The following is a 16,338-nucleotide window of genomic DNA, read 5'->3' on the forward strand; positions in this document are numbered from 1 at the left end:
CTCGATCCCGGCTCGACGTCACGCCGGAGTCGGCGGAACCCCGCTCCCGGCGCCAGCCGGCGCGGACGGCCCGATCCCCTCTGCCCATCAGCAGACCCGGTCCGGATGCGGACCACCACCGCGGCGCCCGTCCGCCGCCCACAGCAACAGCCCCGTCGTCAGGCCACGCAGACCGTCCCGGTCGCCGGCCTTCCGCTCGACCACCAGCCCTAGGGGGACGTTACCCATGTCCACATCCACACCACCTCAGCCACAGCAGCAACGACGGCCCGTCCTGCAACTCCAGGAGCTGACGCGCGTCCATGGATCCGGTGCCACCGAGGTACACGCCCTGCGCGGCATCAATCTCGATGTCTTTCCCGGTGAACTGGTCGCCGTGATGGGGCCGTCCGGCTCCGGGAAGTCCACGCTGCTCACCATCGCAGGCGGTCTCGACATGCCCACCTCGGGCCGGGTGATCGTCGAGGACACCGACATCACCAACGCGAACCGCAAGAAGCTCGCCGCACTGCGTCGGCGCAGCATCGGTTACGTCTTCCAGGACTACAACCTGATACCGGCCCTCACCGCAGCGGAGAACGTCTCGCTCCCGCGCGAGTTGGACGGAGTCTCCGCGCGCAAGGCCCGGGTCGAAGCCCTGGCCGCGCTGGAGGAAATGGACCTCGGTCATCTCGCCGACCGCTTCCCTGACGAGATGTCCGGTGGCCAGCAACAACGCGTGGCCATCGCCCGTGCGCTGGTCGGTGAACGCCGTCTGGTCCTCGCCGACGAGCCGACCGGTGCGCTGGACTCCGAGACCGGTGAATCCGTACTCGCCCTGCTGCGCTCCCGCTGTGACGCGGGGGCCGCCGGAATCCTGGTGACGCACGAACCCCGCTTCGCGGCCTGGGCGGACCGGGTGGTCTTCCTCCGCGATGGTGCGGTCGTCGACCAGACCGTACGCAGCCAGGCCGACTCGCTGCTGTCGGGCGCCACAGCCGGTGCCTCCGGCCAGACGGGCTCGGGCCGGGGAGCAGACCAGCTGTGAAGACCTGGTACCACTCCTGGTGGGCTGCGATACGCATCGCCCGCCGTGACGCATGGCGCTACAAGGGCCGCAGTTCGCTCGTCCTGGCGATGATCGCCCTGCCCATCCTCGGTGTGAGTGCGGCGAACGTGACGCTGCGCAGTTCTGATGTGTCCACCGAGCAGAGGATCGAGCAGGCCATGGGCGGCTCGGACGCCCAGATGTCCGATCCGGGCATGGGCGGTGTGCCGATCCTGCAAACACCGGACGGCGACGGCTACACCTCGGTCGAGGAGGACTCCGGCCCCACGCTTCCGGGCGAGGGCGGCAAGACGGACGTCAAGAAGGCTCTGCCTCCCGGCGCCAAGCTGCTGGCCGATACGTCGGGCAACGCCAAGCTGCGTACCAAGCATGGGCTACTGGCCACCGAAGTCCGCGAGTTGCAGGCCACGGACCCCATGGCCAAGGGAATGTTGACCCTGCTCCAGGGCCGGTTCGCGCAGAAGGCCGGCGAAGTGGCGGCGTCCAAGCACTTCCTGGAGGAGAGCCAACTCAAGGTGGGGTCGAAGCTCAGCGCCAGGGGCTTCGACCAGGAGTACCGGATCGTGGGTTCGTATGAGCTGTCCGGCGCTCTGAAGACCGACCAGGTCACCTTCCTCCCCGGTACCTTCCTCGAACCGTACGACAAGGCCCAGAAGAAGGCGGGGCTGCGCGGCAGCGGGTCATCGACCACCTATCTGGTGGACGTCGAGGGACGTTTCACGTGGAACATGGTCCAACAGGCCAACGCCAAGGGCGTGGTGATCACATCACGAGCGGTGCTGTTGGACCCGCCTGCCAAGTCCGATGTGCCGATCTATCAGCGCGACGGCTGGGGCACCTTCGACATGAGCACGGCCGGTCAGGCAACGGCTCTTGCGGCTGCCGCCACCGTCGCGGGGCTGGCCATCTTGGAGATCTGTCTGCTGGCGGGCCCCGCGTTCGCCGTCGGCGCCAGACGCTCGCGTCGTCAACTGGGTCTGGTCGGAGCCAACGGCGGAGACCGCAGTCACATCCGTGCCATCGTCCTCGCCGGCGGACTGGTCATCGGCGTGGTCGCGGCCGTCATCGGCACCACCCTGGGACTGCTGCTCACCTTCGCACTCCAGTCACCGTTGGAAGAGTGGTTCGGCCAGCGATTCGGCGGTCTGGAGATCCGACCGTTGGAACTGCTCGGCATCGCACTGCTCGCGGTCTTCACGGGTGTGATGGCGGCGCTGGTCCCGGCCATCACCTCGTCCCGACAGTCGATCCTCTCCTCGCTCACCGGACGTCGTGGTGTGCGCAAGAGCAACCGGACACTGCCCGTGGTCGGGCTGATCGCCATCCTGATCGGTGGCGCCGTCGCGCTCTACGGCTCGACCGTGAGCGATGAGATCACGCTCGTCGGAGCGGGCAGCGGAATCGCGGAGCTGGGCATCATCGCCCTGACACCTGCGCTGGTCGGCCTGTTCGGTCGGGTGGGACGTTTCCTCCCTCTCTCACCGAGGCTCGCCCTGCGGGACGCGGTGCGCAATCGCGGACGTACGGCTCCGGCCGTGGCGGCGGTGCTGGCGGCCGTGGCGGGCACGGTGGCGGTGGCCACCTATGCCGCGAGTGAGGAAGCCCAGATGAAGGCCTCGTACTCGGCCCAGTTGCCGGACGGTGCGGTATCGCTGCAAATGCACGAAGGCGGCGGTAGGGACGTCCCCACTGCGCGCGCCGCGGTTGTGCGGAACCTTCCGGTCGATGTGCAGGCGGACACCTCACGGATCGTGGTCGGCAACATCAACTGCGATCTGTACAGCTATACGAAGGGCTGCGGCGAAAGCCGGTTGGTCCTGCCACCGGCCCATGAGTGCCCCCTGTGGAAGGTCGATCCGGCCAACCCCCAGGCATCTGCCGAGGAGAAGTTCAGCAAGGCCGAGCGACGCAAGCTCTCCCAGGACTGGCGCTGCGCCAACGGCGGCCCGTCGGGCGGCAGCGACAGCGTGGTGGTCGCCGATCACAAACTGCTCACGGTCCTCGGGATCAAGGACGCCGCCGCGGAGCGGGCCCTCAAGGAAGGCAAGGTCGTCTCGTTCGACCGTCGCTTCATCGAGAGCGGCAAGGTCGGGCCGGGCGGCAAGGTGCAGATGAGGCTGATCACCGACCGCGAGGCGAGTGACAAGGCCATGCAGGAAGGCAAGCAGCCGCCCGGCGAGATCAAGACCTTCGACGCCTACCAGGCCGCTGAGACGACGAAGTCCTACTCCCTGATGATGATCATTCCGACCGCCACCGCCAAGGCGGCCGGCCTCACGACCGTCCCGTTCGGCGCGTACTTCACCACGGAGAAGCTACCCAGCAGCGAACAGGTGCAGCGGCTCGACGACCAGCTGGACAAGACGGGCAGCGATGTCAGCCTGTACATCGAGAAGGGCTACGAGAGCCAGAACGACATCGTCCTGCTCTCGCTAACCATCTTCGCCGGACTGATCACCATCGGTGCGGCCGGAATCGCCACCGGCCTCGCCCAGGCGGATGCCGAGGCGGATCTCAAGACGCTCGCTGCCGTCGGCGCCCCGCCGAGGGTGCGCAGGACGCTCAGTGGCTTCCAATGCGGGGTGGTGGCCGTGATGGGCGTTGTGCTCGGATCGGCGGCGGGCATCCTGCCCGCGATCGGTCTGCGACTGGTTGAGGAACGCCAGCTGACGAAGTGGTACGAGGAGGCGCTCGACATGGGCTACGACCCCGGTACGGTGCCGTACGCCCCGCTGGTGCTGCCGTGGGAGACCTTCGCACTGCTGTTGTTGGCCGTACCGCTCGGTGCCGCCGTACTGGCGGCGCTGGTCACGCGCTCCCGTGGTGCGCTGGCCCGCCGCGAGGCCACCTGATCGACGGCTGAGACACCGGCCGAAATCCCACTGCCCCGGTACCAGAGTGATCACTCTGGTACCGGGGCAGATCCTTGATGACGCACATGTGCGAGAGAATGGCGGCATGGAGATGCCGAGGAATGAACGGTCGCAAGAGAGTCCCCACGTTCTTGTCGTGGGGCAGGACGGGATGGCACTCGGCGGTGGTGGCAGTGACGACGAGTCGCGCGAGGTCCCGCTGACGGAGATGGTCGAGCAGCCCGCGAAGGTCATGCGGATCGGCAGCATGATCAAGCAGCTGCTGGAAGAAGTCAGGGCAGCGCCCCTGGACGAGGCGAGCCGCGTGCGGCTCAAGGAAATCCATTCGAGCTCGGTGAAGGAACTGGAAGACGGCCTCGCTCCGGAGCTGGTGGAGGAGCTGGAGCGGCTCTCCCTTCCGTTCACCGATGAGGCGATCCCCTCCGAGGCGGAGCTTCGCATCGCCCAAGCGCAGCTCGTGGGCTGGCTCGAAGGGCTCTTCCACGGGATTCAGACTGCGCTGTTCGCCCAGCAGATGGCCGCGCGAGCGCAACTTGAGCAGATGCGTCGGGCGCTGCCGCCCGGTGCGTCCCACGATGACGAGGACCACCCCCAGCACGGGGCGATCCGCTCCGGGCCGTATCTGTAGGTCCCGTCGTGGAGCGACAGGGGCCGGCCGGGCGCTCAGCCCGTCCGGCCCCCATGGGTTCCGCTGCCCTTGGCCACCTGTTCCACGAAGATCGCCAGCGCTGAGCGCTCATGGGCTCTCGTGGGCTCTCGTGGGCTCTCGTGGGCAGTCGTCGGTGAGAAGAGCTAAGAGGCGTCTTCCGCCGCCACGAGCAGCACCTTTCCGACGTGCCCCCCGAGCTCCAGCACCCGATGCGCCTCTGCCGCATCCGACAGGGGCAGCCGGCGGTCGATCACCACCCGCACCTGGCCTGCTTCGATCAGCGGCCAGACGTGTTCCCGTACCGCAGCGACGATCGACGCCTTCTCGCCCAGGGGACGGCCGCGGAGGGAGGTCGCGGTCACCGCGGCGCGCTTGCCGAGGAGGGTCGCCAGGTTCAGCTCTCCCTTGACCCCGCCTTGGAGTCCGATCACCGCAAGCCGGCCGTTGACCGCCAGCGCGCGCACATTCCGGTCCAGATACTTGGCGCCCATGATGTCGAGGATGACGTCGGCGCCCGCGCCGGCCGTGGCCTTGCGGAGCTCTTCGACGAAGTCCTGCTGGCGGTAGTCGATCAGTATGTCGGCGCCCAATTCGGCACAGCGCGCCAACTTCTCGGGGCCCCCGGCGGTCACCGCGACCGTGGCACCGACCGCCTTGGCGAGTTGGATCGCCATGGTGCCGATGCCGCTCGCACCGCCGTGGATCAGGATGGTCTCGCCGGGACGCAGATGGGCGATCATGAAGACGTTGGACCAGACGGTCGCCGTCACTTCCGGCAGCGCAGCCGCGGAAACCAGATCGAGGCCCTCGGGCACCGGAAGCAACTGCCCGACGGGTACGACGACCTGCTGCGCATAGCCGCCGCCTGCGAGGAGGGCGCACACCTCATCGCCAACGGCCCAGCCGGACACCCCACTCCCCAGTTCCACGATGCGCCCGGAGCACTCCAGCCCGGGATAGGGGGAGGCATCCGGTGGCGGGTCGTAGAAACCCTGCCGCTGGAGGAGGTCAGCCCGGTTGACCGCGCTCGCCGCGACCTCGACGAGGACTTCCCCCTCGCCCGGCTTCGGATCGGGCACGGTCGTCCACACCAGCGCCTCGGGACCACCAGGTTCGGGAATCGTGATCGCATACATGGCGGCGAGGGTACTCCCGGGTCATGGTCAGCACCTCGTGGCTCACGACACACACCGCGCGCCGGCCCGGGGAGTGAGCAGGGGCTCGGTGCTCGGGAGCCTGGGACTCCTCCGCAGGGATGTACCGGTATGAAGCCGGAGTCAGGGTGCGTTCCCTTTCCTTGCGCAGGGGAGGATCCTGGCGCAGGGGAGGATGTACGCCGCCGGGTTCGGCTTAGGCGTCGCGGGGCGGCAGGGAGTCGTTGGCGCGCACGATCGTGATCAGACGGTCCGTCAACTGGAGCGGACTGGCGGTCGGATCGTCATAACCGATCAGCCGATGGCCCCGCAGCACGCTCACCACGAGGTCATTGGTCTCGCGCACGCTCAGTCCGACCTCGGCCTTTATCACCGGCCGTTCGACGAGATCGAGCCCGCTGCCCTGCTGAATCAGATCCTCCATCACCGCTCCGGCACTCGGGCTCAGCACCGAGAGCCCCAGCAGCCGGCCGGCCGCGCTGGCGCTGGTGATGACCGCATCGGCGCCCGATTGCCGCAGTAGGGGCGCGTTCTCCTCCTCGCGGACCGCCGCGACGATCTTCGCCTCCCGGTTCAACTGCCGGGCGGTGAGGGCGACCAGGACGGCCGTGTCGTCGCGCTGTGTGGCGATGATGATCCGTCCCGCTCGCTGGACCTCGGCCCGGATGAGTACATCGCTACGGGTGGCGTCTCCCACGACGCCGGCGAAGCCCTCGGATGCGGCGGCCTCGATCACCTTTGTACTGGGATCGACGACAATGATCTTCTCCTTCTCCAGACCCGTGGCGGTCAGCGTCAGAATCGCGGAGCGGCCCTTCGTACCGAATCCGACGATGACGGTGTGCTCTCGCAAGCCAAGCCTCCAACGGTCTGGTACCCACCCCGAAGCGGGCCGAGTGATCTGCGCCAGGGGTGTGGCCGGACCCCGCGGCCCGGATCACCGACGCTACCGCCAACGCGGTCACCGAGGCCGCGTTCCGGCGTCCCGTGCGCCTCGGGAGCTCGGGAGGTCACCCGGGCAGCCCGTCTCGTACCCCGGCGCGGTATCCAGAGTTACCGCCTCGTCGCGCAAGATCGGGGACCATGGGCACCATGCCGGAGCGATCGACCGGGCAGCCGCCAGAGGGGAACACCGATGAGGGACGAGAAACCGCCGACCAAGGCAGGGAGACTCTCGATCCTGCGATCCCTTTGGTACCGCTCGCGCAGTGAGGCCCGCGACGATGACGAAGCGGGTCGCGCCATCACCATGCCCGCTCAGGCAAGCGTCCCACCGCTCCAGCAGGTGCTGCGGCGGTTGGCCATGGCCCTGCTCGTCCTGGTCGTCACCACGCTGCTGGTGTGGTTCGACCGTGCCGGCTACAACGACAACGCGGACGGGAAGGTCGACTTCCTCGACGCCGCGTACTACACGACCGTCACCCTCTCCACGACCGGCTACGGCGACATCGCTCCCGTCAGCGACGGGGCGAGACTGACGAACATCTTCATCATCACTCCCTTGCGCGTGCTGTTCCTGATCATCCTGGTCGGCACCACGCTGGAAGTGCTCACCGAGCGAACCCGTCAGCAGGTTCGTGTGCACCGCTGGCGCTCCCGAATGCGGAACCACGTCATCGTCGTCGGCTACGGCACCAAGGGGCGGCACGCCATCGAGACGCTCCGGGGGCAGGGCATCCCCAAGGAGAAGATCGTTGTGGTCGATCCTCAACAGAAGGCCGTGGACGCAGCGAGCGCCGATGGGCTGGTGGCGGTCCTCGGAGACGCCACCCGATCTCGAACGCTCCTCAAGGCAGAGCTCCAGGCTGCCGCCCGAGTGATCATCGCTCCACAGCGGGACGACACCGCGACCCTGGTCACCCTCACCGCCCGCCAGCTCAACAAGAGGGCCGCCATCGTGGTCGCGGTCCGCGAGGACGAGAACGTACCGCTGCTGAAGCAGAGCGGCGCCGACACGGTGGTCACGAGCTCCAGTTCCGCGGGAAGGCTGTTGGGCGTCTCGATGGCGAGCCCCCACGTGGCCGACACGCTGGAAGATCTGATGACGCGCGGCAGCGGGCTGAACCTCACGGAACGCTCCGTCACCAAGGGCGAGGTAGGGCGATCGCCCCGTGAATGCGCCGATCTCGTGGTGGCCGTCGTCCGCAGGAAGAAGATGCTCGACTATGCCGACCCCGAGTGCGCGCAACTCCAGTTCGGCGACCAACTGATCACGATCAGCCGGGAAGAGACCGACTTCTCGACGGACTGACCAGCTGGGAGGAGCAGATTGATGGGATGACCTTGGGGTGGGGCATGACCCGTTCGGCACGTTTCACGTGAAACACATGGGTCGTGGTCTACGGCCCGAAGGTCCACGGCAGATCCAATAGTTCAACGAGCTCACCCGACCGAACACCGCCCGGCGGGACCACGACCAGGCCATCGGCAGCGACCACACCGCGCAGCATCGCCGGCCCGCCATAGCGCAGCGGTACCAGTTGACCCTCGCGGTGGACAGCGGGGACGAGTCGGGTGTCATACGGGTGGCCCGACAGCGGATCCCTTATCGACGCACGGTAAGGAGCGGGTAGGGGCAGTCCGATGAGTCCTCTCAACAGCGGCTGAGCGAGGGACAGCAGACCCGAGACCGCGGCAAGCGGATTGCCGGGCAAACCCAGCAGATGACGAGGGCGCCCACGACTGCCCTGAAGTCCCCAGGCTGCCAGCAGCATCGGATGCCCCGGCCGCACGGCAACCGAATCGATGAGCAGCTCGGCACCCGCCTTCTGTAGTACGGGGTGGACATGGTCGACCGGTCCGGCCGCAGTGCCACCGGTCGTCAGAATGAGATCGGCTTCCGAGGTGGTGATCGCCTGGTAGAGCGCATCCGCGTCATCGCCGAGCAGCCGGGTGCCGATCACCTCGGCTCCGAGCGAAGTGAGCCAGGGGCCCACCAGCGGCCCCAGTGCGTCCCGGATCAGCCCGTCGTGTGGCAGTCCCTCGGTAAGCAGCTCATCGCCGAGGATCAGAACCTCAGCCCGTGGTCGCATCACGATCGACAGGTCGTCGTATCCGGCGGCTGCGGCCATCCCCAGGACTGCGGGGGTGACCAGCGAGGCGGCAGGAAGCAGTTGATCACCGGAGCGGCATTCCTGCCCGCGTGGCCTGATGTCCTGCCCAGGGCTGGTGGGTCTGTCCGTGCTGAGCAGTCGATGGCCTTCGTCCGTACGGGCGTGTTCGGTACGGATCACGGCAGTGGCCTCGGGTGGAATACGAGCACCGGTGGCGATCCTGACCGCCGAACCATCCTCCAAGGGCACGGTGGCGCTCTGTCCGGCGAGCACGGAACCGCCGCCGCCGATCGCCCAGGGGCCCGGGCCGGCAACCGCCCATCCATCCATGGCGGAGGTGTCGAAGGGCGGTAGATCACCCATCGCGACGAGCGGATCGGCCAGGAGGTGGCCCAACGACTCTTCCAGCGGAACCCGTCGGGTACGTGGAGGGCAGGCCAGGCCGGCACGTGCAGCAAGGGTTCGAGCCGACGCCCATGACATGGGCCGCAGCCCGCCTGATCGATCGGGGGCGGCGTCCCGGCTTCTCTCCTGAGCAGCGACAGCAGGCGCCTGACGCCCCACGAGGGCGAGGGCATCCGCGAAGCCGTCGGGCTCGCTTGCCTTCCGGGCGGCTTCGTCAGGCTGGGCGCCATCCACTCCCGAAGGGGCGTTGGCTCTGGGCCTGGCTTCCGTTCCCGGTGTGCTGGCCGTTGGCGTGGTTCTACGCTGTCGACGGTTCATCTGGCATCCGTCTCTCCCGGACCAACCTCGGGGGCAGGAGGCACGTCCCGGCCCTTGTCTCGACTGCTGCTGCTGTCCTGGCCTTCGCCCTCGCTCTCGTCGGGCACCGGCTGATCGGCGGCGGAGATCGACCCGGTGCCCGGTGAAGGGCTTCCCGCGCCGGTGGTCGCCTCCTCAGCCCAGCGGCGAGCGAGCGCCTCGGCCTTCCGGGTGGCTTCCGTGACGGCCTCCGGACCTCGGTGCGCTGCTACACCGGCCGCGTACCCCACCAGGAAGGTCGTCAGGGGCGCGGCAGGACGTGCCACTCCATGGGCGGCGTCCCGGGCGAGGTCGAGCAGCCCGGACACGTCCACATCGAGTTCGATGTCGAGTTCATCCTTGACCGCGGCAATCCATTCATCGAGCACGTGTCCATGCTCCCTGATGCGGGCCCTGGCAGCGGAGACGTCCTCCCAGGTGTCGCAGTCGAATGCGGCCGACGGCCCACCCGGTAGTCGCCCCAGGTCCAGTTCCCGGGTGAGCAGTCGCAGGGGCAGCCCGGGGAGGCGGCCGTACTCGGTGGCCAGGAGGGCGATCTCCCGACGCAGCGGCTCCACCCGATAGACGGCGACCAACGGCTGCTCGCGCCCTGCGGCGTCGGTGAGCAGCACACCCTCACGACCGGCCCCATCGGCCGCGAGGGCGCGGACCAGTCCCCGGACGGTCGGTTCTCGGAGGAAGGGCAGATCCGCCGAGAGGACCAGGACGTTCCGCGGCTCGATGGGCTCCTGGCTCCCGGATCCGGTTGTCGAAGGGCCGCTCCCCGACCCGCCCCGGCCGATTTCCTCGGTCCCGTTCATGGCTGTGGCCCGATCGGCCTCCGCCGGGCGCCGGGGGAGGTCGGCCGTCCGCCTCCACTCCCTGGCCAGCTGGCGGAGTCCGGCGTCCAGGGCAGCGACGGGACCGCCTCCGGGAGGGTCCTCCCGAGCCCAGACCACTGGACGCTCGGTACCCCTCCGCCCTCCGACGACCACCGTGCGGCGGGCACCTCGGGAGGCGGAGAGAACCCGGTCGAGCAAGGTGCGCCCACCCACGCTGAGCCCCGGCTTGTCGGCTCCGCCCAGACGCTGTGCACTGCCTCCGGCCAGCACGATCGCATCGAAGGCGTCGGTGGCTGTCGTGTCCGTCATGGCTGAAGTATCGTTCGCCGGCTCCGACCGGAGAAGCGGCCGGAGCAGCTATCCGATCTTCATGGCTAGTGCTGTGACTCTCCGGTCACATCACTAGAGACCGCGCAGCAGGACCGCCGGCTGCTCCACGCAGTCGGCCACGTAACGCAGGAACCCTCCGGCCGTGCCTCCGTCACACACCCGGTGGTCGAAGGTGAGCGAGAGCTGGACGACCTGGCGCACGGCGAGCTCGCCCTGGTGCACCCACGGCTTGGGCACGATCCTCCCCACGCCGAGCATCGCGGCCTCGGGGTGGTTGATGATCGGGGTGGAGCCGTCGACGCCGAACACTCCGTAGTTGTTGAGGGTGAAGGTGCCGCCCGTGAGCTCTGCGGGGGTGAGGGTCCCTTCCCTGGCCCCTTCGGTCAGCCGGGCGAACTCCGTCGAGAGCGATTCGGCGGACCGCAGGTGCGCGTCCCGCACCACCGGTACGAACAGCCCGCGTTCGGTCTGTGCGGCGAACCCCAGATGCACCTCGGGAAGGACCACGACCTCTCGGGCTTCGAGGTCCACCGTGGAGTTGAGCTCCGGGTGTCGTGCCAGGGCGGCGGTGCAGATCCGGGCGAGGAGCGCCAGCAATGAGACCTTGGGCCTCCCTGCCGTGTTCATGGCGGCGCGGGCGGCCATGAGTTCGGTTGCGTCGGCGTCCACCCAGCAGGTGGCGTCGGGAATCTCGCTGCGGCTACGGGACAGCTTGTCCGCCACCGCGCCCCTGAGTCCGCGCAGCGGTATCCGCTCGCCCCGACTGTCACCCGGGGCCGCGGCAGCGGACGCCGGCTGGGGGACCGGCTTGGGCGCGGGCGGAGCCGAGGCCGTGGCGGCGCTTGCCGCCCGCAAGGCGTACTCCACGTCCGCACGCAGGATCAGCCCGTCCGGTCCCGATCCGGGCAGTTGCCGCAGATCCAGCCCGTTGTCCCGGGCGAGACGTCGTACCAGGGGTGAGATCACGGGCAGCGGCCCGCCGGCTCCGCCCGGATCGGTGGAGCTGAGGTCCATCGCCCTGCCCGCCGAGTTGACGGTGCTCCGCGCATCCGGACGCACGGTTCCCGACCGGGTGGCGGGGGCAGCGGCGTTCGTGCGGGCGGGCGCCACGGATCGATCCGGCCCGTGCGGTGCCGCTCCCGGAACGGTCGGTCGAATCCTGCGGCGCCGGGCGGCCGGGGCCCCCGTGCCATAGCCGACCAGGACGTTCCCCGAGCCCTCGGCCCGTCCGTCCCGCACCGATGCGTCCCGCACCGATCCGTTGGCCGCCGATATGTCTGATGCTGATCCGGTCGACGCCGATCCGTTCGACGCCGATCCGTTCGACGCCGGCTCATCCGAGCGGGGCCGCCCTGAGCCCGAAGCGGCATCGGCGCCTTCAGTGGAACCCGACCCGGCAGGGCTCCCGGCAGTGGCCGCGGACTGCCCACCGGACGTCCCGGTCGCTTCCTTCTCTGCCGTCGCCCCGACGGCGACCATCAGCAGGGGTGCCCCCACCGGCAGCTCGGAGCCTTCTTCACCGAATCGGGCCGTCACCACGCCCCCATAAGGACACGGCACCTCCACCATCGCCTTGGCCGTCTCCACCTCGACGACAGGCTGGTCGATCGCCACCACATCGCCCACGGCGACCAACCAGCGCACGATCTCCGCTTCGGTCAGCCCCTCGCCGAGATCCGGCAGCTTGAACTCCAGTACCTGCGCCATCAGCTCCCCGCCTCCCACTGCAATCGCGCGACCGCGTCCAGCACCCGATCCACTCCAGGCAGATGGTGCCTCTCCAGCATCGGTGGTGGATAGGGAATGTCGAAACCGGTCACTCGCAGTACCGGAGCCTCCAGGTGGTGAAAACAGCGCTCCGTCACCCTGGCGGCGATCTCTCCCCCGGGCCCGCCGAAGCCGGTCGCCTCGTGGACGACGAGCGCTCGGCCCGTGCGCCGGACGGACGCACAGACCGTCTCGTCGTCGAAGGGCACCAGCGAGCGGAGGTCGACGACCTCAAGGTCCCAGCCCTCGGCCTCCGCTGCCTGCGCCGCCTCCAGACAGACCGGCAGGGACGGCCCGTAGGTGATCAGCGTGGCGCTGCGACCGGCCCGCCGGACCACGGCGCGGCCTATGGGCTCCACAGCGGCCGGCTCCTGCGCCGACCAGGCCGCCTTCGACCAGTACAGCCGCTTCGGCTCCAGGAAGACCACCGGATCGTCCGAGGCGATGGCGGCCCGGAGCAGCCCGTAGGCGTCCTCGACGGTCGCCGGGGTGACGACCTGGAGGCCCGGGGTGGCCATGTAGTAGGCCTCGGAAGAGTCGCTGTGGTGCTCGACGCCACCGATGCCGCCGCCGTAGGGCACACGCACGGTGAGGGGGAGCGCAAGCCCTCCCCGGGTGCGGTTGCGCATGCGTGACACATGGCTGATCAGCTGCTCGAACGCCGGATAGGCGAAGGCGTCGAACTGCATCTCGACCACCGGCCGCAAGCCGTACATGGCCATGCCGACCGCCGTGCCGAGGATGCCCGCCTCAGCCAACGGGGTGTCCGTACAGCGGTCGTCGCCGAACTCCTTGGCGAGCCCGTCCGTGATCCGAAAGACGCCTCCCAGGGTGCCGACGTCCTCACCGAGCACATGGACGGTCGGGTCCTCCGCCATGGCGTCGCGCATCGCGCGCTGGAGCGCCTGTGCCATGGTCGCCGGTTTGGCGGGGGCGGAGTGCTCCGCGGCCGTGGTCATCGCTGATCTCCCTCTGCTTCCAGCTCGGCCCGCAGCTGCGCCGCCTGCTCCTGTAGCTGGGTACTGCGTTCGGCATAGACGTGGGCGAAGAGGTCCATGGGGTCGAGCGCCGGATCGGCGTTCATCCGTTGCCGCAGATCGGCTGCCATGGCTTCGGCCGCATCTGTTGCGGCCCCCTTGACCGTTTCGTCGAGCAGTCCGCGCCGGGTCAGCTCCTGCTCCATCAGACGGATGGGGTCGTGCTCGCGCCAGGCGTCGATGTCGTCGGAGGTCCGGTAGCGCGTCGCGTCGTCGGCGTTCGTGTGGGCGTCGATGCGGTAGGTGATCGCCTCGATCAGCGTGGGCCCGCCGCCCCGCCGGGCCCGCGCAACCGCTTCGGTCAGGACCTGGTGCACTGCGGGAGCGTCGTTCCCGTCGACCAGCCGGCCGGGCATCCCATAGCCGACGGCCTTGTGGGCGAGGGAAGGTGCCGCGGTCTGCTTGGCCAGGGGCACCGAGATCGCGAAGCCGTTGTTCTGGACGAGGAAGACGACGGGTGCCTGCCAGACCGCCGCGAAGTTCAGCGCCTCGTGGAAGTCTCCCTCGCTGGTCCCGCCGTCTCCGACCATGGCGAGCGCGACGACGTCGTCCCCCTTCAGCCTGGCCGCGTGAGCCAGCCCAACCGCATGCGGCAACTGGGTGGCGAGCGGGGTGCACAGGGGCGCTATCCGGTGCTCACGCGGGTCGTACCCGGTGTGCCAGTCCCCTCTCAGCAGCGTGAGCGCGGCCACCGGATCCAGACCGCGCGCCACCGCTGCGAGCGTGTCCCGATAGCTGGGGAAGAGCCAGTCCCGCTCCTCCAGCGCGAGCGCGGCGGCGACCTCGCACGCCTCCTGCCCGGTGCTCGACGGGTAGACGGCGAGCCTGCCCTGTTTGGTCAGGGCGGTCGCCTGGGTGTTGTAGCGACGGCCGCGGACCAACTGTGCGTACAACGTCAACAGCAGCTCGGGATCGACGTCCGCAGCGGCCTTCGTGCCGAGCACGCGGTGGGGCTCCGGGTCGGGAAGCAGGGGAGCGGGATCGATGCGGGGCTTCCACGCCGGGGGCGGGGTGGGTCGGTAGGCGACGGCACCGGGCAGCTCCTGGACCGTCATGCTGCTTTTGCGCAATGCGAGCACCTCCTCGTGGGAGCGATGGCGAAGCGGCCCGAATGTGGCGCGCCTCACCTACCGATTGTTCGGTCGCTGGCGCAATTTGGCTACAGGCACCTCCAGCCTGTGGACAAACGGTTCTCCACAACCTGTGATGGAAACCGGTCGTCCATGCTGGGGAGGCGGGGGGATATGGCAGCTGAACAAATGGCCGAGGGCGGGGACCACGGCGGACGGGTCACTCCGTCTCGCGCCCTGGACCCCATCGACCGCGACATCCTGCGCATCCTCCAAACCGACGGCCGTGCCTCAATTCGTTCGGTCGCCGAACGCGTCCACGTCTCCCGCGCCAATGCGTACGCACGGATCAACCGGCTCATCCACGATGGAGTGATCCGCGGCTTCAGCGCTCGGGTCGATCATGAACGGGCCGGGCAGGGGGCATCCGCCTACATCACGCTCAAGATCGTCCAGAACTCATGGCGAACCGTCCGCGAACAGCTGGAGGCTCTCCCGGGCGCGGCGCACATCGCCCTGGTCAGCGGCGATTTCGACGTATTGCTCCTTGTGCACGCCCCGGACAACCGCACCCTGCGCGAACTGGTGCTCACCCGCCTCCAGGCCATCCCCGAAGTGCTGTCCACGCGCACCCTGCTGGTCTTCGAAGAGACGGATCTCCATCCGATGACACCAACGCTCTCCCCACCCGGCGAAGAGCCCGTCTGAGCCCCTCAGGGCGGCCCACGCCCCGTTGGCAGCGGCGTCCCCGCCCGTGCGCGGAGTACCCCGAACCGCCATCACCCAGGCGGAGCCGTGCCTTACCGGCCCAGCGATGATCAGACGTGACCGGCGATGATCAGACGTGACCGGCGGTGCCGTCCGTACGCAGCCCGTCGAAGGCCAGCCGTACGACCGTGTCCGCGAGCTGGACGTCATGGCCGCCGCCGGGGTGGGGTCGGTACCACTCCACCAGCGAGTTCACCATTCCGAAGAGCAGCCTGGTGGCCAGCCGCGAGTCCACGTCCCCCCGGAGGTCGCCCTCCGCTGCCGCGGCCTTCAGCAGATCGGCAACCCGCTGGTCGAACTCCCGGCGTCGCTCCAGGGCCCACCGCTCGGTCTTGGTGTTGCCGCGCACCCTCAGGAGCAAGGTCACATAGGGCAGTTCCGCCATCAGCACCTCCACGGTGCGGCGGATCACATACTCGACCCGCTCGACGGCCCGCCCCCTCTGGGCACCCGTCTCATCCAGCACCGCGAACAAGGAGTCGAGCGCCCGACTGACCGCACGACGCAACAGCTCCTCCTTGCCCGAGACATGGTGGTAGATGGAGGACTTGGAGATCCCAGCGGCCTGGGAGAGGTGCTCCATGGAGGTGCCGTCATAGCCGCGATCGTTGAATATCCGTACGGCGACGGTCAGCAACGTCTCCGGGGTGTACGTGTCGCGCTTGGCCGTGGTCATCCGTCCGCTCCTCTGTCCTTGCTGCGCCCGGGACCTCCGTGGCTCGCCTCGCCCCCCGACCGGCCATCGGCCACAGGACCATCTTCCACGCCCGTGTCCGCATCGGTGTGAGGGGGCGGGAAGGGCGCGGGGCTGGCCCGTAGCGACCGCCGGGAATCCGAGTGTGCACATTCTGCAACAGTCGGCACACCCGGCCCGGCGGGAGCGTCCGGCACCTGCCGACCGTCACGGGAGTGATCCTCGCGGATGAGTTATCCACAGGTTTGACAGGCCCCCTTGTCCCGACCGATCGTTCGGTTACTCTAACTCTGTCCTTCCGTTCCCGCCCAG

13 protein-coding genes and 1 pseudogene are annotated in these 16,338 nt (G+C 68.8%); 5 read left to right on the forward strand and 9 right to left on the reverse strand.

The features are described from left to right. Positions 1 to 87 precede the first annotated feature (87 nt). Entirely contained in the window at positions 88 to 228 is a 141-nt protein-coding gene (locus tag ABZ348_RS09770; protein ID WP_358931142.1) for a hypothetical protein, read from the reverse strand. Between ABZ348_RS09770 and ABZ348_RS09775 the strand changes: the two genes are divergently transcribed. From ABZ348_RS09775 to ABZ348_RS09785, 3 genes are all read left to right on the forward strand, one after another. After that, positions 227 to 1,027 carry an ABC transporter ATP-binding protein gene (locus tag ABZ348_RS09775; RefSeq protein WP_358931143.1) on the forward strand — a complete coding sequence of 267 codons (801 nt, stop codon included), beginning with the start codon at positions 227 to 229 and terminating at the stop codon, positions 1,025 to 1,027. The two genes, ABZ348_RS09770 and ABZ348_RS09775, sit on opposite strands and share 2 nt — an antisense overlap. Continuing rightward, a complete protein-coding gene (locus ABZ348_RS09780; protein ID WP_358931145.1) occupies positions 1,024 to 3,900 on the forward strand; it encodes an ABC transporter permease in 2,877 nt (958 codons plus the stop codon). Before ABZ348_RS09775 ends, ABZ348_RS09780 begins: the two co-directional genes overlap by 4 nt. A 106-nt stretch (positions 3,901 to 4,006) precedes the next feature. Beyond that, the gene (locus tag ABZ348_RS09785) at positions 4,007 to 4,549 is read left to right on the forward strand and encodes a bacterial proteasome activator family protein (RefSeq protein WP_358931147.1); all 543 of its coding nucleotides are present in this window, start codon (positions 4,007 to 4,009) and stop codon (positions 4,547 to 4,549) included. Positions 4,550 to 4,713: 164 nt separating this feature from the next. On the opposite strand, the gene ABZ348_RS09790 is transcribed toward ABZ348_RS09785, so the two are convergent. Both ABZ348_RS09790 and ABZ348_RS09795 read right to left on the reverse strand, forming a co-directional pair. Next, positions 4,714 to 5,706 carry an NAD(P)H-quinone oxidoreductase gene (locus tag ABZ348_RS09790; protein ID WP_358931148.1) on the reverse strand — a complete coding sequence of 331 codons (993 nt, stop codon included), beginning with the start codon at positions 5,704 to 5,706 and terminating at the stop codon, positions 4,714 to 4,716. Positions 5,707 to 5,920: 214 nt separating this feature from the next. Further along, positions 5,921 to 6,592: pseudogene (locus tag ABZ348_RS09795) on the reverse strand (NAD(P)-binding protein); the annotation flags it as partial. A gap of 267 nt (positions 6,593 to 6,859) precedes the next feature. Between ABZ348_RS09795 and ABZ348_RS09800 the strand changes: the two are divergent. Then, positions 6,860 to 7,975 carry a potassium channel family protein gene (locus ABZ348_RS09800; RefSeq protein ID WP_358931150.1) on the forward strand — a complete coding sequence of 372 codons (1,116 nt, stop codon included), beginning with the start codon at positions 6,860 to 6,862 and terminating at the stop codon, positions 7,973 to 7,975. An 88-nt stretch (positions 7,976 to 8,063) separates the two neighbouring features. On the opposite strand, the gene ABZ348_RS09805 is transcribed toward ABZ348_RS09800, so the two are convergent. The 5 genes from ABZ348_RS09805 to pdhA all read right to left on the reverse strand — a co-directional run bounded on the left by ABZ348_RS09805 (position 8,064) and on the right by pdhA (position 14,549). Further along, a complete protein-coding gene (locus ABZ348_RS09805) occupies positions 8,064 to 9,500 on the reverse strand; it encodes a molybdopterin molybdotransferase MoeA (RefSeq protein ID WP_358931152.1) in 1,437 nt (478 codons plus the stop codon). Then, positions 9,497 to 10,669, reverse strand: a complete 1,173-nt coding sequence (locus tag ABZ348_RS09810) for a DUF6457 domain-containing protein (protein WP_358931154.1) — start codon at positions 10,667 to 10,669, stop codon at positions 9,497 to 9,499. Before ABZ348_RS09810 ends, ABZ348_RS09805 begins: the two co-directional genes overlap by 4 nt. A gap of 93 nt (positions 10,670 to 10,762) precedes the next feature. Next, complete coding sequence (locus ABZ348_RS09815) at positions 10,763 to 12,397, reverse strand: dihydrolipoamide acetyltransferase family protein (RefSeq protein WP_358931156.1); 1,635 nt, start codon at positions 12,395 to 12,397, stop codon at positions 10,763 to 10,765. Then, positions 12,397 to 13,416, reverse strand: coding sequence for an alpha-ketoacid dehydrogenase subunit beta (locus tag ABZ348_RS09820; RefSeq protein WP_358931157.1), 1,020 nt, complete (start codon positions 13,414 to 13,416; stop codon positions 12,397 to 12,399). Before ABZ348_RS09820 ends, ABZ348_RS09815 begins: the two co-directional genes overlap by 1 nt. After that, positions 13,413 to 14,549, reverse strand: a complete 1,137-nt coding sequence (gene pdhA, locus ABZ348_RS09825) for a pyruvate dehydrogenase (acetyl-transferring) E1 component subunit alpha (protein WP_358931614.1) — start codon at positions 14,547 to 14,549, stop codon at positions 13,413 to 13,415. The genes ABZ348_RS09820 and pdhA overlap by 4 nt, the downstream gene beginning before the upstream one ends. Positions 14,550 to 14,753: 204 nt before the next feature. On the opposite strand from pdhA, the gene ABZ348_RS09830 reads away from it, so the two are divergent. Beyond that, positions 14,754 to 15,272 carry an Lrp/AsnC family transcriptional regulator gene (locus ABZ348_RS09830; protein WP_358931616.1) on the forward strand — a complete coding sequence of 173 codons (519 nt, stop codon included), beginning with the start codon at positions 14,754 to 14,756 and terminating at the stop codon, positions 15,270 to 15,272. Between the two features lie 130 nt (positions 15,273 to 15,402). On the opposite strand, the gene ABZ348_RS09835 is transcribed toward ABZ348_RS09830, so the two are convergent. Next, a complete protein-coding gene (locus ABZ348_RS09835) occupies positions 15,403 to 16,008 on the reverse strand; it encodes a TetR/AcrR family transcriptional regulator (RefSeq protein WP_358931159.1) in 606 nt (201 codons plus the stop codon). Positions 16,009 to 16,338 lie beyond the last annotated feature (330 nt).

Source organism: Streptomyces sp. NPDC005963 (assembly GCF_040638655.1).
Lineage (GTDB): Bacteria > Actinomycetota > Actinomycetes > Streptomycetales > Streptomycetaceae > Streptomyces.